Origin of the sequence: Photobacterium ganghwense, from assembly GCF_017329545.1 — a bacterium.
GTDB lineage: Bacteria > Pseudomonadota > Gammaproteobacteria > Enterobacterales > Vibrionaceae > Photobacterium > Photobacterium ganghwense.
In genome coordinates, this window is the sequence record NZ_CP071325.1 from 3440272 (window position 1) to 3460123 (window position 19852).

6 protein-coding genes, 3 tRNA genes and 6 rRNA genes are annotated in these 19852 nt (G+C 52.6%); 5 read left to right on the forward strand and 10 right to left on the reverse strand.

The genetic code is table 11. The features are described 5' to 3' along the window. Nucleotides 1–25 precede the first annotated feature (25 nt). The 3 genes from FH974_RS15605 (at nt 26) to ubiK (ending at nt 4656) form a co-directional block, all read left to right on the forward strand. Nucleotides 26–1132 (forward strand): efflux RND transporter periplasmic adaptor subunit, encoded by a 1107-nt coding sequence (locus tag FH974_RS15605; RefSeq protein WP_047887115.1) that lies wholly within the window; start codon nt 26–28, stop codon nt 1130–1132. Nucleotides 1133–1144: 12 nt separating this feature from the next. After that, nucleotides 1145–4264: a multidrug efflux RND transporter permease subunit gene (locus FH974_RS15610; RefSeq protein ID WP_047887036.1), complete on the forward strand. Its 3120-nt coding sequence runs from the start codon at nt 1145–1147 to the stop codon at nt 4262–4264. 122 nt (nt 4265–4386) lie between these two features. Then, nucleotides 4387–4656 (forward strand): ubiquinone biosynthesis accessory factor UbiK, encoded by a 270-nt coding sequence (gene ubiK, locus FH974_RS15615; protein ID WP_047887035.1) that lies wholly within the window; start codon nt 4387–4389, stop codon nt 4654–4656. Between the two features lie 101 nt (nt 4657–4757). On the opposite strand, the gene ilvC is transcribed toward ubiK, so the two are convergent. Next, nucleotides 4758–6242, reverse strand: coding sequence for a ketol-acid reductoisomerase (gene ilvC, locus FH974_RS15620; protein ID WP_207103411.1), 1485 nt, complete (start codon nt 6240–6242; stop codon nt 4758–4760). Between the two features lie 128 nt (nt 6243–6370). Between ilvC and ilvY the strand changes: the two genes are divergently transcribed. Beyond that, entirely contained in the window at nt 6371–7252 is an 882-nt protein-coding gene (gene ilvY, locus FH974_RS15625; protein ID WP_047887033.1) for an HTH-type transcriptional activator IlvY, read from the forward strand. Nucleotides 7253–7273: 21 nt separating this feature from the next. Further along, nucleotides 7274–8479, forward strand: coding sequence for an NAD(P)-binding domain-containing protein (locus tag FH974_RS15630; RefSeq protein WP_047887032.1), 1206 nt, complete (start codon nt 7274–7276; stop codon nt 8477–8479). Nucleotides 8480–9096: 617 nt separating this feature from the next. Here FH974_RS15630 and FH974_RS15635 read toward each other — a convergent pair. The 9 genes from FH974_RS15635 to FH974_RS15675 all read right to left on the reverse strand — a co-directional run bounded on the left by FH974_RS15635 (nt 9097) and on the right by FH974_RS15675 (nt 19760). After that, nucleotides 9097–9173: transfer RNA gene (locus FH974_RS15635), tRNA-Asp, on the reverse strand. 43 nt (nt 9174–9216) lie between these two features. Next, nucleotides 9217–9332 (reverse strand): 5S ribosomal RNA (gene rrf, locus FH974_RS15640). 116 nt (nt 9333–9448) lie between these two features. Then, nucleotides 9449–12340, reverse strand: a 23S ribosomal RNA gene (locus FH974_RS15645). 267 nt (nt 12341–12607) lie between these two features. Then, a tRNA-Ala gene (locus FH974_RS15650) sits at nt 12608–12683 on the reverse strand. 40 nt (nt 12684–12723) lie between these two features. Beyond that, nucleotides 12724–12800 (reverse strand) — tRNA-Ile (locus FH974_RS15655). A 70-nt stretch (nt 12801–12870) separates the two neighbouring features. Further along, nucleotides 12871–14422 (reverse strand): 16S ribosomal RNA (locus tag FH974_RS15660). Between the two features lie 344 nt (nt 14423–14766). Then, nucleotides 14767–14882 (reverse strand): 5S ribosomal RNA (gene rrf, locus FH974_RS15665). A 116-nt stretch (nt 14883–14998) separates the two neighbouring features. After that, nucleotides 14999–17890: ribosomal RNA gene (locus FH974_RS15670) — 23S ribosomal RNA — on the reverse strand. Nucleotides 17891–18208: 318 nt separating this feature from the next. Further along, nucleotides 18209–19760, reverse strand: a 16S ribosomal RNA gene (locus FH974_RS15675). Together the 16S, 23S and 5S rRNA genes with 3 tRNA genes alongside form the textbook arrangement of a ribosomal RNA operon. Nucleotides 19761–19852 lie beyond the last annotated feature (92 nt).

A 19852-nucleotide genomic window follows, 5' to 3' on the forward strand; every position in this document is an offset into this window, starting at 1 on the left:
GAAAAACTTCGGAGCTCAACCAACCATGAAAAAATGGCTCGTGATGCTACTTATCGCGCTCCTGCTATTCGGGAGCGTGATTGGTTTCAATCTCTTTAAACAACAAAAAATTGCCGAGTACATGGCAAGCATGCCGGAACCTGACTTCCCGGTCACCGTCACGACGGCGGAGTCCAGTAACTGGGTACCGGCTATTGAAGCTATCGGCTTTATCGAACCGAATCAAGGGGTCACGATCACAACCGAAGTGGCGGGTGTGATTAAGTCTATTGATTTTGCATCCGGTTCCACCGTGAAAGCCAATCAGCAGCTGCTGATGCTGGACTCTGACGTGGAACTGGCCAACCTGAAGAGTGCGCAGGCACGTCTGCCGGCAGCCCGTGCGAAGTACGAACGCTACCGCGGCCTGTTCAAGAAAGGGTCAATCTCCAAGGAAGCGTACGATGATGCAGAAGCGTCATACTTCTCCCTGTCCGCGGATATTGAAAGCCTGAAAGCCACCATTGATCGCCGCACCATCAAAGCACCATTCGACGGCGTGGTCGGTCTGCGTAACGTGTTCCTGGGTCAGTACATCCAGCCGGGCACTGACGTAGTGCGTCTGGAAGATACCACGCTGATGAAGCTGCGCTTCACAGTGCCACAGACGGATATCTCGGATATCCACCTGGGTCAGGACGTGGAAATCTTCGTCGATGCTTACCCGGATACGCCGTTCAACGGCAAGATCAGCGCGATTGAGCCGGCCGTAAACTACCAGAGCGGTCTGGTGCAGGTTCAGGCTGATATTCCGAACAACGAAGGTCAGCTGCGCAGCGGTATGTTTGCCCGTGCTCACATTATCCTGCCGACGCTGGAAAACCAGATTATCCTGCCGCAAACCGCGATTACTTACACCCTGTACGGTGACAACGTGTACATCGCCAGCCAGGACGAAAACGGTGATCTGCGCGTGAAGCAGGAAGTGGTGAAAGTCGGTGAACGTAAAGGCGACAAAGTCCACATTCTGAGTGGTGTGAAAGCCGGCGAAACCGTGGTGACCTCGGGGCAAGTCCGCCTGAGTAACCATGTGAAGGTGCGAGTGGTTGAGAGTGACTCGCTGGAAGCGCCTGCTGAAACCCCAATGCTCTAATCCGGAGGAGCCATGCGCTTTACAGATGTTTTTATTAAACGTCCTGTCTTAGCGGTATCGATCAGCTTTCTGATTGCTCTTCTCGGCCTGCAGGCAATCTTCAAAATGCAGGTCCGGGAATACCCAGACATGACAAACACCGTGGTCACCGTGACCACCAGCTACTACGGGGCCAGTGCTGACCTGATCCAGGGCTTTATTACCCAGCCACTGGAACAGGCCATTGCCCAGGCTGACAATATTGACTACATGACCTCGTCTTCGGTACTGGGTTCATCCACCATTACGGTGACGATGAAGCTGAACACCGACCCGAACGCGGCGCTGGCCGATATTCTGGCCAAAACCAACTCGGTGCGCTCCCAGCTGCCTCGTGAAGCGGAAGACCCGACGGTTACGATGTCGACCGGTTCGACCACGGCAGTCATGTACATCGGCTTTACCAGTGATGAGCTGGCTTCCAGCCAGATCACCGACTACCTGGAACGAGTCATCAACCCGCAGCTGTTCACCGTGAACGGCGTGTCGAAGGTTGATCTGTACGGCGGGATGAAATACGCCCTGCGCGTCTGGCTGGATCCAGCCAAGATGGCAGCGTATAACCTGTCAGCCAGCGACATTATGAACGTCCTGAATGCCAACAACTACCAGTCCGCGACTGGTCAGGCGACCGGTGAGTTCGTGCTGTACAACGGTACGGCCGATACTCAGGTATCTAACACCGGTGAGCTGGAAAAACTGGTGGTATCGACCAAACAGGGTCAGGTGATTCGCCTGGGTGACATTGCGAAAGTTACCCTGGAAAAGAGCCACGATATTTATCGCGCCTCAGCGAACGGTCAGGAAGCCGTGGTCGCGGCCATTAACGCCGCGCCAAGTGCCAACCCGATCAACATCGCGGCGGATGTCTACAAGCTGTTGCCAGAACTTGAACGCAACATGCCTAGTAACATCAAGATGAACGTGCTGTACGACTCCACCATCGCGATCAACGAATCTATCCACGAGGTTATCAAAACCATCGCGGAAGCAGCGCTGATCGTACTGGTGGTGATCACGCTGTTCCTGGGTTCATTGCGTGCCGTTATCATTCCTATCGTGACCATTCCACTGTCGCTGATCGGGGTGGCCATGGTGATGCAGGCATTCGGCTTCTCATGGAACCTGATGACCCTGCTGGCGATGGTACTGGCTATCGGTCTGGTGGTCGATGACGCCATCGTGGTCCTGGAAAACGTCGACCGTCATATCAAAGAAGGCGAGTCACCGTTCCGTGCGGCAATTATCGGAACCCGTGAAATTGCGGTACCGGTTATCGCCATGACCCTAACGCTGGGTGCAGTATACGCGCCGATTGCGATGATGGGCGGGATCACCGGCTCCCTGTTCAAGGAATTTGCCCTGACGCTGGCCGGTTCTGTCTTCGTCTCCGGTATCATCGCCCTGACGCTGTCGCCGATGATGTGTTCAAAAATGCTCAAGGCCAACGAACAGCCGAACAAGTTTGAGCAGACCGTGCACGGCTTCCTGGATCGCATGACCAACCGCTACGAGAAAATGCTCGGCGGGATCATGAAGATGCGCCCGGTTGTGATCGTCTTCGCCCTGATCGTGTTCGGCATACTGCCAATGCTGTTCAAGTTCATCCCAAGTGAACTGGCTCCGGCGGAAGATAAAGGGGTACTGGTGATGATGGGTACTGCCCCGTCAAACTCGAACCTCGATTTCATCCAGAACAGTATGGACAAAGTGAACGCCATTCTGGCTGAACAACCGGAAGTGGCCTACGCCCAGGTGTTCTCCGGGGTGCCAAACTCCAACCAGGCGTTTGGTATTGCGTCGATGGTGCCTTGGAGTGAGCGTGAAGCCAGCCAGGCCGATGTGGTAAAACGCGTCACCGGACTGGTGAAAGACGTGCCGGAAATGGCGGTTACAGCATTCCAGATGCCAGAGCTGCCGGGTGCCGGTTCAGGTCTGCCAATCCAGTTTGTGATCACCACGCCGAACAGCTTTGAGAGCCTGTTCCAAATAAGTAGTGACATCCTGACCAAAGTGAAGAACAACGCCATGTTCGTTTACTCGGATCTGGATCTGAACTACGACTCGGCCACGATGAAAATCAAGATCGACAAGGACAAGGCCGGCGCCTACGGTGTGACCATGCAGGACATCGGGATTACCCTGAGTACCATGATGGCTGACGGTTACGTCAACCGGATTGACCTGAACGGCCGCTCTTATGAGGTGATCCCGCAGGTAGAACGTAAGTACCGCCTGAATCCGGAGTCGCTGAAGGGCTACTACGTGCGTGCGGCAGACGGTCAGTCTATCCCGCTGGGCAGCCTGGTCAGCATTGAAGTAGTATCAGAGCCGCGTTCTCTGCCACACTTCAACCAGCTGAACTCTGCCACCGTAGGTGCCGTACCAGCCCCTGGTGTTGCCATGGGTGATGCGATCAGCTGGTTCCAAAGCGAAGCGGCAACGACCCTGCCGGCTGGTTACCAGTACGACTTCATGGGTGAGGCACGTCAGTTCGTTACCGAAGGGAATGCCCTGTACATGACCTTTGGCCTGGCACTGGCCATCATCTTCCTGGTTCTGGCGATCCAGTTCGAGTCCCTGCGCGACCCGCTGGTGATCATGGTCTCTGTACCGCTGGCTATCTGTGGCGCTCTGATCGCCCTGGCCTGGGGCGCGGCGTCGATGAACATCTACTCGCAGGTCGGTCTGATCACCCTGATTGGTCTGATCACCAAGCACGGTATCCTGATCTGTGAAGTCGCAAAAGAAGAGCAGCTGCATCATCAGAAAGACCGCATGGCCGCCGTGATGGAAGCCGCCAAGGTGCGTCTGCGTCCGATCCTGATGACCACCGCCGCGATGATCGCCGGTCTGGTACCCCTGCTGTATGCCAGTGGTGCTGGTGCCGCACAGCGCTTCAGTATCGGTATCGTGATCGTTGCCGGTTTGGCAATCGGTACGGTCTTCACGCTGTTCGTACTGCCAGTGATCTACACCTACCTGGCCAGTGTGCATAAGCCGCTGCCGGTCTTCGTCGAGGACAAAGACCTGGAAAAGCTTAAGCGTGCGGATGAAGCACGCAACGCCCTGAAAGATGTACGTGATTGCTAATCACCCCACAAATTAAGAGGCCGCATTGAGCGGCCTCTTTTCTTTTCGCCTTTCTTCCACGACAATCGCTAAGTAATTACATAAAATGACGACAGTATTGCCGTTACGGAGTTAACCCAGCTATGTTTGATCCAAAGAAACTTGAGCAAATAGCCAAGCAGATTCAAGATGCCATGCCTCAGCCAGTCAAAGAGCTGGGCAACGATGTAGAACAAAAAGTCCGCCAGGTGATCCAGGCTCAGCTTGGGAAACTGGATGTCGTCAGCCGTGAAGAGTTTGATGTGCAGACTCAGGTTCTGCTGCGTACCCGCCAGAAGCTGACTGCGCTGGAGCAGAAGCTGGAAGAGCTGGAAAGCCGCCTGAACGACAACGCTGACAGCAAGCAAGACTGATTTCCCGTCGCTGAGCAAGACCCGCCTGTTGCTCAGTACAGACAAACAAAAAGCCCGGATGTCACCATCCGGGCTTTTCATTTAGTTAGATTGGGTGGCCATTAACCGCCAACGGCAATGCGCTTCATGTCTGTCATGTAGCCTCGCAGCTCTTGACCAATCCACTCAACCGGGTGGTTGCGGATCGCTTCATTCACTTCAATCAGGCGCTGGTTATCAACAAAGTTCGAGGTTTCACCCAGACCTTGACCAATCACATCTGTCCCCACTTTCGGCATGAAGTGTTCACGCAGCAGTGGTGTTGCGACATTCGCGAACAGGTAGTTACCGTACTCAGCCGTGTCAGAGATGACCACGTTCATTTCATACAAACGCTTACGGGCGATCGTGTTCGCAATCAGCGGCAGTTCGTGCAGTGACTCGTAGTACGCCGACTCATCGATAATGCCGGATGCCGTCATGGCTTCAAACGCCAGCTCAACCCCGGCACGTACCATGGCGATCATCAGAATACCGTTGTCGAAGTATTCCTGCTCCGGAATCTGAATATCAGACTCAGGGTAATTTTCAAAGGCTGTTTCTGCAGTTTCTGCACGCCAACCCAGCAGGTTCGCATCGTCATTGGCCCAGTCAGCCATCATAGTGCTGGAAAACTCACCGACAATGATGTCATCCATGTGCTTGTTGTACAGAGGACGCATCAGCTCTTTCAGCTCTTCAGACAGCTCAAACGCTTTCACTTTCGCCGGGTTAGACAGGCGATCCATCATGTGAGTAATGCCACCAAACTTCAGTGCTTCCGTGATGGTTTCCCAGCCGTATTGCAGCAGTTTACCGGCATACGCAGGTTCAACCCCTTCCTCAATCATTTTCTCGTAGCAAACAATCGAGCCGGCCTGCAGCATACCACACAGAATAGTCTGCTCGCCCATCAGGTCAGATTTCACTTCCGCCACGAAAGAAGATTCCAGTACCCCCGCACGGTGACCACCGGTGGCCGCCGCCCAGGCTTTGGCGATCTCCAGACCATCACCCTGAGGGTCATTTTCCGGGTGAACCGCAATCAGGGTTGGAACCCCAAAGCCGCGCTTGTACTCTTCACGCACTTCCGTACCCGGACATTTTGGTGCCACCATCACGACCGTGATATCAGGACGGATCTGCATGCCTTCTTCAACAATGTTGAAACCGTGCGAGTAACCCAGAGCCGCCCCTTGCTTCATCAGTGGCATCACTGTTGCTACCACATTGCTGTGCTGTTTATCAGGGGTCAGGTTTACCACCAGATCCGCCTGCGGGATCAGCTGCTCGTAGCTGCCTACTTCAAACCCGTTTTCTTTCGCATTTTTGTACGACTGGCGCTGCTCGTCGATTGCAGCCTGGCGTAGTGCATATGACACATCCAGACCTGAGTCACGCATGTTCAGTCCTTGGTTAAGGCCCTGAGCACCACACCCCACAATGACGACCTTCTTCCCTTTAAGGTAATCGGCTTCATTTGCAAATTCCGCACGATCCATAAAGCGGCAGCGACCCAGCTGATCCAACTGCTGACGAAGATTTAAGGTATTGAAATAATTAGCCATAGCAAACTCCGTGAATACTGTTCCATGTGCGACATCATCCTGTCGATTAATTCGATGGTAGACCACGCACTTCATTGCGCAAAGTGATATATTCACAATAACTTATTGCAAAAAGTGCAACATGGACGATGAACATAAAGACCTTGCAATTGTTTTTGCATCTGTGCGAGTCACGCAGCTTCAGCCAGACTGCGCAAGCCATGCATATCAGCCCATCGGCCCTGAGCCGGATTATCCAGCGACTGGAAGAAGATACCGGCCAGATTCTGTTTATCCGGGATAATCGCAGTGTCGAGCTGACCTCGGCCGCCAAGACACTGTTGCCAACAGCGGCCCAAATTGTCACCAGCTGGCAGGAAGTCAAAGCAGAGCTGGGTCAGCAAGAGCAGGCCCTGCAGGGTAAGCTGAGGTTGTTTTGCTCCGTCACCGCCAGTTACAGTCACCTCCCCGACATTCTCAGCCGGTTTCGTCAGTTACATCCCCAGGTAGAAATTCAGTTGCTGACCGGCGATCCGGCACAAGCCATTGACCGCATTCAGTCTGATGACGCGGATATCGCCATTGCCGCGAAACCGGACAGCCTGCCGGGTAAGCTGATATACCTGCCTCTCGACAGCATTTCGATGTCGGTGATTGCGCCGCTGGTCCCGCCTCCGGCATTGCAGCCGGCCTTCAGAGAGCCCCCCGCCTGGAATACCTTGCCCTTTATTCTGCCCGAGTCAGGAATGGCACGCGAAAAAGCGGATAAGTGGATAAAATCGAAGAAAATAAAGCCAAATGTTTATGCCCAGGTAAGCGGGCATGAAGCCATTGTCAGTATGGTCGCCTTAGGATGTGGTATTGGCATCGCGCCGGATGTGGTGATCAACAACAGCCCGGTAGGCACAAAAGTAAAACGTCTTGAAAAAGAATATGTTCAGCCCCTGCAACTTGGCCTGTGCTGTAAACAAAGCCGCGAAAATGAACCTTTACTCCATGCATTACTAGCACTGTTTCGCCATAATAATTAGTCGTTACAAGGAATAATAATAATGACGCAACCCATTTTAACCCACACTTACTATTCGGACTTTTTTGCGACCAAAGGTTATGCTTTTTTAAAGCACATTGCTGAACAGTACCCAACACCTAAGAAATTCACGATTTTTTCTGTCATGCACTGTTATGAAGGCTCCCTGCCTTATATCAATGTTCTGGCAGAGCTGGCTGAAAACCTGGTCTTTATCCCCAAAAGCGCTACAGCTACCGGTAATCAATCCTTTAAAACCACGATTGAGGCTCTGCCAACCTGCTCAGTTGTCAGTGAAGCCTACAACAAACAGCAACTGCGCGATCCACATGTTGCTGAAGCCCTGATCCGCGAACACATCGACGCCGATAGCCAATTCCTGCTCCTCGATCACGGCGGGTATTTTTCTCATGCCATAGAGCACTTATGTGACGTCTTCCGGGAGCAACTTATCGGCGTGACGGAGTTGACCGCCAATGGTCTGTATAAATATCTAAACAGTAACCTCAACAAGCCGTTGGTAACCGTTTCGCACCTGAGTATCAAAGCACCGGCAGACTACGAAGCCTCGGAATGTATTGTCCATTATTCCGATCAGATCCTGCGTGAAGAATTTGGCCTCAAATTAAACAATGACAACTTTCTGAAAGTGGGCGTAATCGGTGCCGGCAACCTCGGACGCGGAGTCATCCAATACCTGAAAGGGAAGGCGATCAGCAATATCCTGGTGGCCGACATTGATCCGCGTAAACTGACGCAGTTTCCCCGCAATGGCGTACAAGTCAGCTCCATCGAGCGCTTGGTCAGCGAATGTAATATGATTTTCTGTTGCACCGGAAACGGTGCGATTCCGGAAGCACTGTTAGATTCCATCCCGGATAACCGCTTTATCGCCACGGTCACTTCAGCCGATGATGAACTGAAACTGCCTCAGCTCATCACTAACGGCGCTCTCACCGAGGTGGGGGGTAACCGTCTGGTACGTGAATACCAAACCCGAAATGGCCGCAGCCTCTATCTACTGGCGGGCGGTGAGTCAGCCAACACCCCCTTTAAAACCGGCATGGGCGACCCGACCCTCTACCTGTTTGAAGCCGCCCACATGCTGGCAGGCTTGCAACTCCTGAATCAGCCAGAGCGGTTTAAATCAGGCATTCAGCCTCTAAGTGACAGTGATGAACGCGCCATTGCCAAACAGTGGCTCCAGCATTTTTACAGTTACTGCTAATCTGTCTATTTCGCCAGCCTATCATTACCGCAGCAGAGATATTCTGAGCCGCGCATAGCCTCGTCATCTGACGGGGCTTTTTCATATCCAATTTGGCATCTAGGACTAAGACGCTCAATCATAACCAAAGGTAAGAGCGTTAGTCAGAATAGAACGAGCAGGTGAAGTGTCAACAAAAGACACCAACATCGTCGGCGTTGGGTTTTAGGGCATACCACCTGAAGCGGTTTATAAGAAGGAGAGCAACATAGAACCTCTTGTCTTAGCCGCTTAACATTACCTGAGCAAGTAGGCCTCCATCGTCAGGCAACTGGCCTTAGGGGGAAATACAAAGCCTTTAGGAGACAGCTAAATACTGGCCAGCCAAGCTTTGTTATGAAGCAACGATTCTGAACAAACCTAAGCGTGGGGGTATTACTGGGAATGTGCTGGGGATGAACTCGGTTTAAGTGTGAACACGTTTCCCAAAACGTAAAAAAGCCCGAATCTTTCGACTCAGACTTCGTATTAGTGGCAGAAAGGCCGGGCTGTCGATTTTGCGGGACTCATTCGACCGAATGGCGAACATTATCTTTAAACGTAAAAAAGCCCAGTCTTTCGACTGGGCTTCTAAAGAGTGGCGGAGCGGACGGGACTCGAACCCGCGACCCCCGGCGTGACAGGCCGGTATTCTAACCAACTGAACTACCGCTCCACTCAGGATTAACGTTCGTTCATAACGCTACCCTAAATTGGGTGCCTGGCGATGTCCTACTCTCACATGGGGAGGCCCCACACTACCATCGGCGCTGCTGCGTTTCACGTCTGAGTTCGGCATGGGATCAGGTGGGTCCACAGCGCTATGGTCGCCAGGCAAATTCTTTGATTCACCGCCCGCAGGCCGCAAATCACAATCTTGGAAAAAACTGACTAAAGTTCAAGCACACCATTCAAGTGCTCGTGGAGTCCGTAAAACCCCTTGGGTGTTGTATGGTTAAGCCGCACGGGCAATTAGTACAGGTTAGCTCAACGCCTCACAGCGCTTACACACCCTGCCTATCAACGTTCTAGTCTCGAACAACCCTTCAGAGAGCTTAAAGCTCTGGGGATGACTCATCTTGAGGCTCGCTTCCCGCTTAGATGCTTTCAGCGGTTATCGATTCCGAACTTAGCTACCGGGCAATGCGTCTGGCGACACAACCCGAACACCAGAGGTTCGTCCACTCCGGTCCTCTCGTACTAGGAGCAGCCCCTCTCAATCATCCAACGCCCACGGCAGATAGGGACCGAACTGTCTCACGACGTTCTAAACCCAGCTCGCGTACCACTTTAAATGGCGAACAGCCATACCCTTGGGACCGACTTCAGCCCCAGGATGTGATGAGCCGACATCGAGGTGCCAAACACCGCCGTCGATATGAACTCTTGGGCGGTATCAGCCTGTTATCCCCGGAGTACCTTTTATCCGTTGAGCGATGGCCCTTCCATTCAGAACCACCGGATCACTATGACCTGCTTTCGCACCTGCTCGAACCGTCATTCTCGCAGTCAAGCGGGCTTATGCCATTGCACTAACCTCACGATGTCCGACCGTGATTAGCCCACCTTCGTGCTCCTCCGTTACGCTTTGGGAGGAGACCGCCCCAGTCAAACTACCCACCAGGCACTGTCCGTACCCCCGATGAGGGGGCGACGTTAGAACATCAACACTACAAGGGTGGTATTTCAAGGACGGCTCCACAGATACTGGCGTACCTGCTTCGAAGCCTCCCACCTATCCTACACATGTAGGGTCAATGTTCAGTGCCAAGCTGTAGTAAAGGTTCACGGGGTCTTTCCGTCTAGCCGCGGGTACGCAGCATCTTCACTGCGATTTCAATTTCACTGAGTCTCGGGTGGAGACAGCGTGGCCATCATTACGCCATTCGTGCAGGTCGGAACTTACCCGACAAGGAATTTCGCTACCTTAGGACCGTTATAGTTACGGCCGCCGTTTACCGGGGCTTCGATCAAGAGCTTCTCCCTAAGGATAACCCCATCAATTAACCTTCCGGCACCGGGCAGGCGTCACACCGTATACGTCATCTTTCGATTTTGCACAGTGCTGTGTTTTTAATAAACAGTTGCAGCCACCTGGTATCTGCGACTGCCAGCAGCTCCAAGAGCAAGTCTCTTCACCGCCGGCAGCGTACCTTCTCCCGAAGTTACGGTACCATTTTGCCTAGTTCCTTCACCCGAGTTCTCTCAAGCGCCTTGGTATTCTCTACCCGACCACCTGTGTCGGTTTGGGGTACGATTTCTTGCTATCTGAAGCTTAGAGGCTTTTCCCGGAAGCATGGCATCAATGACTTCAGCACCGTAGTGCCTCGACATCGGGTCTCAGCCTTAAGATGGTCCGGATTTGCCTAAACCATCAGCCTACACCCTTGAACCTGGACAACCGTCGCCAGGCCCACCTAGCCTTCTCCGTCCCCCCATCGCAATAGCAAGAAGTACGGGAATATTAACCCGTTTCCCATCGACTACGCCTTTCGGCCTCGCCTTAGGGGTCGACTCACCCTGCCCCGATTAACGTTGGACAGGAACCCTTGGTCTTCCGGCGAGGAGGTTTTTCACCCCCTTTATCGTTACTCATGTCAGCATTCGCACTTCTGATACCTCCAGCGCCCCTTACAGGACACCTTCAGCGGCTTACAGAACGCTCCCCTACCCAATACGCTAATGCGCATTGCCGCAGCTTCGGTGTATCGCTTAGCCCCGTTAAATCTTCCGCGCAGGCCGACTCGACCAGTGAGCTATTACGCTTTCTTTAAATGATGGCTGCTTCTAAGCCAACATCCTGGCTGTCTGAGCCTTCCCACATCGTTTCCCACTTAGCGATAACTTTGGGACCTTAGCTGGCGGTCTGGGTTGTTTCCCTCTCCACGACGGACGTTAGCACCCGCCGTGTGTCTCCCGGATAGTACTTACTGGTATTCGGAGTTTGCAAAGGGTTGGTAAGTCGGGATGACCCCCTAGCCTTAACAGTGCTCTACCCCCAGTAGTATTCGTCCGAGGCGCTACCTAAATAGCTTTCGGGGAGAACCAGCTATCTCCGAGTTTGATTGGCCTTTCACCCCTAGCCACAAGTCATCCGCTAATTTTTCAACATTAGTCGGTTCGGTCCTCCAGTGCGTGTTACCGCACCTTCAACCTGCCCATGGCTAGATCACTCGGTTTCGGGTCTAATCCCAGCAACTGCACGCCCAGTTAAGACTCGGTTTCCCTACGGCTCCCCTATACGGTTAACCTTGCTACTGAAATTAAGTCGCTGACCCATTATACAAAAGGTACGCAGTCACAGGACAAAGCCTGCTCCTACTGCTTGTACGTACACGGTTTCAGGTTCTATTTCACTCCCCTCACAGGGGTTCTTTTCGCCTTTCCCTCACGGTACTGGTTCACTATCGGTCAGTCAGGAGTATTTAGCCTTGGAGGATGGTCCCCCCATCTTCAGACAAGATAACACGTGTCCCGTCCTACTCGTTTTCACTGATAAGGTGTTGTCGGCTACGGGGCTGTCACCCTGTATCGCTGAGCTTTCCAGCTCATTCACCTGACACCAAACCAACTTAAGGGCTAATCCGGTTTCGCTCGCCGCTACTGCCGGAATCTCGGTTGATTTCTCTTCCTCGGGGTACTTAGATGTTTCAGTTCCCCCGGTTCGCCTCACCAAGCTATGTATTCACTTGATGATAACTGCTTATGCAGCTGGGTTTCCCCATTCGGAAATCGTAGACTCAAGTGGCTCTTACTGCCTCATCTACGCTTATCGCAAGTTAGTACGTCCTTCATCGCCTCTGACTGCCCAGGCATCCACCGTGTACGCTTAGTCACTTAACCATACAACCCCAAGAGGTTTCGTATGTTCAAACAACCAAGGTTTTTCCATCTGAGTTAAGATGGTTAGTTTGTTTTGCCGGACTCTTCTTACACAAGACACTTGAATGTGTATTGCTTGAGAACTCGTTTCTCTTTCGAGAAACAATAATTTCGATTCATCTGAATCGAATTACTAGTCAGCTTTCCAGATTGTTAAAGAGCATGTGTCGTTATCTCCAACGAGATAACACCACTGTTTAAAGATTCTCAGGGAAAACCCTTAAAGAGTGGTGGAGCTAAGCAGGATCGAACTGCTGACCTCCTGCGTGCAAGGCAGGCGCTCTCCCAGCTGAGCTATAGCCCCAACGTTTCCGATGCCTCACCAGCTTCCTTTGGGCAGGAAGTGGTGGGTCTGAGTGGACTTGAACCACCGACCTCACCCTTATCAGGGGTGCGCTCTAACCACCTGAGCTACAGACCCAGCATCGTTTCGCTCTTCACATTTTAACCAAGCAATCTGTGTGGACACTACGCAAAGCGCAGTCTTTAGGTAAGGAGGTGATCCAGCCCCAGGTTCCCCTAGGGCTACCTTGTTACGACTTCACCCCAGTCATGAACCACACCGTGGTAAACGCCCTCCCGAAGGTTAAGCTATCTACTTCTGGTGCAGCCCACTCCCATGGTGTGACGGGCGGTGTGTACAAGGCCCGGGAACGTATTCACCGTGGCATTCTGATCCACGATTACTAGCGATTCCGACTTCATGGAGTCGAGTTGCAGACTCCAATCCGGACTACGACATACTTTGTGGGATTCGCTCCACCTCGCGGTCTTGCTGCCCTCTGTATATGCCATTGTAGCACGTGTGTAGCCCTACTCGTAAGGGCCATGATGACTTGACGTCGTCCCCACCTTCCTCCGGTTTATCACCGGCAGTCTCCCTGGAGTTCCCACCCGAAGTGCTGGCAAACAAGGATAAGGGTTGCGCTCGTTGCGGGACTTAACCCAACATTTCACAACACGAGCTGACGACAGCCATGCAGCACCTGTCTCACGGTTCCCGAAGGCACTCCCGCATCTCTGCAGGATTCCGTGGATGTCAAGAGTAGGTAAGGTTCTTCGCGTTGCATCGAATTAAACCACATGCTCCACCGCTTGTGCGGGCCCCCGTCAATTCATTTGAGTTTTAATCTTGCGACCGTACTCCCCAGGCGGTCTACTTAACGCGTTAGCTCCGAAAGCCAGTGTTCAAGACACCAACCTCCAAGTAGACATCGTTTACGGCGTGGACTACCAGGGTATCTAATCCTGTTTGCTCCCCACGCTTTCGCATCTGAGCGTCAGTCTTTGTCCAGGGGGCCGCCTTCGCCACCGGTATTCCTTCAGATCTCTACGCATTTCACCGCTACACCTGAAATTCTACCCCCCTCTACAAGACTCTAGCCTGCCAGTTCCAAATGCGATTCCGAGGTTGAGCCCCGGGCTTTCACATCTGGCTTAACAAGCCGCCTGCATGCGCTTTACGCCCAGTAATTCCGATTAACGCTCGCACCCTCCGTATTACCGCGGCTGCTGGCACGGAGTTAGCCGGTGCTTCTTCTGCAGCTAACGTCAAACAATACCGCTATTAACGATACCGCCTTCCTCACTGCTGAAAGTGCTTTACAACCCGAAGGCCTTCTTCACACACGCGGCATGGCTGCATCAGGGTTTCCCCCATTGTGCAATATTCCCCACTGCTGCCTCCCGTAGGAGTCTGGACCGTGTCTCAGTTCCAGTGTGGCTGATCATCCTCTCAGACCAGCTAGGGATCGTCGCCTAGGTGAGCCGTTACCCCACCTACTAGCTAATCCCACCTGGGCCAATCTTAGCGCGAGAGGCCCGAAGGTCCCCCTCTTTGCTCCGTAGAGATTATGCGGTATTAGCCATCGTTTCCAATGGTTATCCCCCACACTAAGGCATGTTCCCAGGCATTACTCACCCGTCCGCCGCTCGCCGCCCAACAAATCCCCCGAAGGGTCAATGTTGTCGCTGCCGCTCGACTTGCATGTGTTAGGCCTGCCGCCAGCGTTCAATCTGAGCCATGATCAAACTCTTCAATTAAAGTTTTGGCTCGATGAATACTGAATTAAATTGACTGTGCCAAAATAACCGAAGCTATTTTGAATTGGTCACTCAGTTCATCGATAAATCTTTTTGACTATCAGTTCACGAGTGCCCACACAGATTGCATGGTCAAATTGTTAAAGAACGTTGACTTTCAATGCGTTAGCGCGAAGCGCTTCAGCAAGTCAGGACGCGTATAATACGCTTCCCAGTGTTTAAGTCAAGGTAAAATTCTCTACTTTTTCAGTCAGTAAAAAACTTTAGCGTGACTCCGCTCACTGATTCACCAGTTGGAGCGAAAGAAAAGCCCGTTGTGACCCAACGGGCTTTCTGGAATAGGTGCCTGGCGATGTCCTACTCTCACATGGGGAGGCCCCACACTACCATCGGCGCTGCTGCGTTTCACGTCTGAGTTCGGCATGGGATCAGGTGGGTCCACAGCGCTATGGTCGCCAGGCAAATTCTTTGATTCACCGCCCGCAGGCCGCAAATCACAATCTTGGAAAAAACTGACTAAAGTTCAAGCACACCATTCAAGTGCTCGTGGAGTCCGTAAAACCCCTTGGGTGTTGTATGGTTAAGCCGCACGGGCAATTAGTACAGGTTAGCTCAACGCCTCACAGCGCTTACACACCCTGCCTATCAACGTTCTAGTCTCGAACAACCCTTCAGAGAGCTTAAAGCTCTGGGGATGACTCATCTTGAGGCTCGCTTCCCGCTTAGATGCTTTCAGCGGTTATCGATTCCGAACTTAGCTACCGGGCAATGCGTCTGGCGACACAACCCGAACACCAGAGGTTCGTCCACTCCGGTCCTCTCGTACTAGGAGCAGCCCCTCTCAATCATCCAACGCCCACGGCAGATAGGGACCGAACTGTCTCACGACGTTCTAAACCCAGCTCGCGTACCACTTTAAATGGCGAACAGCCATACCCTTGGGACCGACTTCAGCCCCAGGATGTGATGAGCCGACATCGAGGTGCCAAACACCGCCGTCGATATGAACTCTTGGGCGGTATCAGCCTGTTATCCCCGGAGTACCTTTTATCCGTTGAGCGATGGCCCTTCCATTCAGAACCACCGGATCACTATGACCTGCTTTCGCACCTGCTCGAACCGTCATTCTCGCAGTCAAGCGGGCTTATGCCATTGCACTAACCTCACGATGTCCGACCGTGATTAGCCCACCTTCGTGCTCCTCCGTTACGCTTTGGGAGGAGACCGCCCCAGTCAAACTACCCACCAGGCACTGTCCGCACCCCCGATGAGGGGGCGACGTTAGAACATCAACACTACAAGGGTGGTATTTCAAGGACGGCTCCACAGATACTGGCGTACCTGCTTCGAAGCCTCCCACCTATCCTACACATGTAGGGTCAATGTTCAGTGCCAAGCTGTAGTAAAGGTTCACGGGGTCTTTCCGTCTAGCCGCGGGTACGCAGCATCTTCACTGCGATTTCAATTTCACTGAGTCTCGGGTGGAGACAGCGTGGCCATCATTACGCCATTCGTGCAGGTCGGAACTTACCCGACAAGGAATTTCGCTACCTTAGGACCGTTATAGTTACGGCCGCCGTTTACCGGGGCTTCGATCAAGAGCTTCTCCCTAAGGATAACCCCATCAATTAACCTTCCGGCACCGGGCAGGCGTCACACCGTATACGTCATCTTTCGATTTTGCACAGTGCTGTGTTTTTAATAAACAGTTGCAGCCACCTGGTATCTGCGACTGCCAGCAGCTCCAAGAGCAAGTCTCTTCACCGCCGGCAGCGTACCTTCTCCCGAAGTTACGGTACCATTTTGCCTAGTTCCTTCACCCGAGTTCTCTCAAGCGCCTTGGTATTCTCTACCCGACCACCTGTGTCGGTTTGGGGTACGATTTCTTGCTATCTGAAGCTTAGAGGCTTTTCCCGGAAGCATGGCATCAATGACTTCAGCACCGTAGTGCCTCGACATCGGGTCTCAGCCTTAAGATGGTCCGGATTTGCCTAAACCATCAGCCTACACCCTTGAACCTGGACAACCGTCGCCAGGCCCACCTAGCCTTCTCCGTCCCCCCATCGCAATAGCAAGAAGTACGGGAATATTAACCCGTTTCCCATCGACTACGCCTTTCGGCCTCGCCTTAGGGGTCGACTCACCCTGCCCCGATTAACGTTGGACAGGAACCCTTGGTCTTCCGGCGAGGAGGTTTTTCACCCCCTTTATCGTTACTCATGTCAGCATTCGCACTTCTGATACCTCCAGCGCCCCTTACAGGACACCTTCAGCGGCTTACAGAACGCTCCCCTACCCAATACGCTAATGCGCATTGCCGCAGCTTCGGTGTATCGCTTAGCCCCGTTAAATCTTCCGCGCAGGCCGACTCGACCAGTGAGCTATTACGCTTTCTTTAAATGATGGCTGCTTCTAAGCCAACATCCTGGCTGTCTGAGCCTTCCCACATCGTTTCCCACTTAGCGATAACTTTGGGACCTTAGCTGGCGGTCTGGGTTGTTTCCCTCTCCACGACGGACGTTAGCACCCGCCGTGTGTCTCCCGGATAGTACTTACTGGTATTCGGAGTTTGCAAAGGGTTGGTAAGTCGGGATGACCCCCTAGCCTTAACAGTGCTCTACCCCCAGTAGTATTCGTCCGAGGCGCTACCTAAATAGCTTTCGGGGAGAACCAGCTATCTCCGAGTTTGATTGGCCTTTCACCCCTAGCCACAAGTCATCCGCTAATTTTTCAACATTAGTCGGTTCGGTCCTCCAGTGCGTGTTACCGCACCTTCAACCTGCCCATGGCTAGATCACTCGGTTTCGGGTCTAATCCCAGCAACTGCACGCCCAGTTAAGACTCGGTTTCCCTACGGCTCCCCTATACGGTTAACCTTGCTACTGAAATTAAGTCGCTGACCCATTATACAAAAGGTACGCAGTCACAGGACAAAGCCTGCTCCTACTGCTTGTACGTACACGGTTTCAGGTTCTATTTCACTCCCCTCACAGGGGTTCTTTTCGCCTTTCCCTCACGGTACTGGTTCACTATCGGTCAGTCAGGAGTATTTAGCCTTGGAGGATGGTCCCCCCATCTTCAGACAAGATAACACGTGTCCCGTCCTACTCGTTTTCACTGATAAGGTGTTGTCGGCTACGGGGCTGTCACCCTGTATCGCTGAGCTTTCCAGCTCATTCACCTGACACCAAACCAACTTAAGGGCTAATCCGGTTTCGCTCGCCGCTACTGCCGGAATCTCGGTTGATTTCTCTTCCTCGGGGTACTTAGATGTTTCAGTTCCCCCGGTTCGCCTCACCAAGCTATGTATTCACTTGATGATAACTGCTTATGCAGCTGGGTTTCCCCATTCGGAAATCGTAGACTCAAGTGGCTCTTACTGCCTCATCTACGCTTATCGCAAGTTAGTACGTCCTTCATCGCCTCTGACTGCCCAGGCATCCACCGTGTACGCTTAGTCACTTAACCATACAACCCCAAGAGGTTTCGTATGTTCAAACAACCAAGGTTTTTCCATCTGAGTTAAGATGGTTAGTTTGTTTTGCCGGACTCTTCTTACACAAGACACTTGAATGTGTATTGCTTGAGAACTCGTTTCTCTTTCGAGAAACAATAATTTCGATTCGTATGAATCGAATTACTAGTCAGCTTTCCAGATTGTTAAAGAGCATTAAAGCAAACAGCTTTAATCAATAGCGAGCGCCATTCATTAAGGCTTTCTGCTGTTGTTTTTAACTTATTAACCAAGCAATCTGTGTGGACACTACGCAAAGCGCAGTCTTTAGGTAAGGAGGTGATCCAGCCCCAGGTTCCCCTAGGGCTACCTTGTTACGACTTCACCCCAGTCATGAACCACACCGTGGTAAACGCCCTCCCGAAGGTTAAGCTATCTACTTCTGGTGCAGCCCACTCCCATGGTGTGACGGGCGGTGTGTACAAGGCCCGGGAACGTATTCACCGTGGCATTCTGATCCACGATTACTAGCGATTCCGACTTCATGGAGTCGAGTTGCAGACTCCAATCCGGACTACGACATACTTTGTGGGATTCGCTCCACCTCGCGGTCTTGCTGCCCTCTGTATATGCCATTGTAGCACGTGTGTAGCCCTACTCGTAAGGGCCATGATGACTTGACGTCGTCCCCACCTTCCTCCGGTTTATCACCGGCAGTCTCCCTGGAGTTCCCACCCGAAGTGCTGGCAAACAAGGATAAGGGTTGCGCTCGTTGCGGGACTTAACCCAACATTTCACAACACGAGCTGACGACAGCCATGCAGCACCTGTCTCACGGTTCCCGAAGGCACTCCCGCATCTCTGCAGGATTCCGTGGATGTCAAGAGTAGGTAAGGTTCTTCGCGTTGCATCGAATTAAACCACATGCTCCACCGCTTGTGCGGGCCCCCGTCAATTCATTTGAGTTTTAATCTTGCGACCGTACTCCCCAGGCGGTCTACTTAACGCGTTAGCTCCGAAAGCCAGTGTTCAAGACACCAACCTCCAAGTAGACATCGTTTACGGCGTGGACTACCAGGGTATCTAATCCTGTTTGCTCCCCACGCTTTCGCATCTGAGCGTCAGTCTTTGTCCAGGGGGCCGCCTTCGCCACCGGTATTCCTTCAGATCTCTACGCATTTCACCGCTACACCTGAAATTCTACCCCCCTCTACAAGACTCTAGCCTGCCAGTTCCAAATGCGATTCCGAGGTTGAGCCCCGGGCTTTCACATCTGGCTTAACAAGCCGCCTGCATGCGCTTTACGCCCAGTAATTCCGATTAACGCTCGCACCCTCCGTATTACCGCGGCTGCTGGCACGGAGTTAGCCGGTGCTTCTTCTGCAGCTAACGTCAAACAATACCGCTATTAACGATACCGCCTTCCTCACTGCTGAAAGTGCTTTACAACCCGAAGGCCTTCTTCACACACGCGGCATGGCTGCATCAGGGTTTCCCCCATTGTGCAATATTCCCCACTGCTGCCTCCCGTAGGAGTCTGGACCGTGTCTCAGTTCCAGTGTGGCTGATCATCCTCTCAGACCAGCTAGGGATCGTCGCCTAGGTGAGCCGTTACCCCACCTACTAGCTAATCCCACCTGGGCCAATCTTAGCGCGAGAGGCCCGAAGGTCCCCCTCTTTGCTCCGTAGAGATTATGCGGTATTAGCCATCGTTTCCAATGGTTATCCCCCACACTAAGGCATGTTCCCAGGCATTACTCACCCGTCCGCCGCTCGCCGCCCAACAAATCCCCCGAAGGGTCAATGTTGTCGCTGCCGCTCGACTTGCATGTGTTAGGCCTGCCGCCAGCGTTCAATCTGAGCCATGATCAAACTCTTCAATTAAAGTTTTGGCTCGATGAATACTGAATTAAATTGACTGTGCCAAAATAACCGAAGTCATTTTGAATTGGTCACTCAGTTCATCGATAAATCTT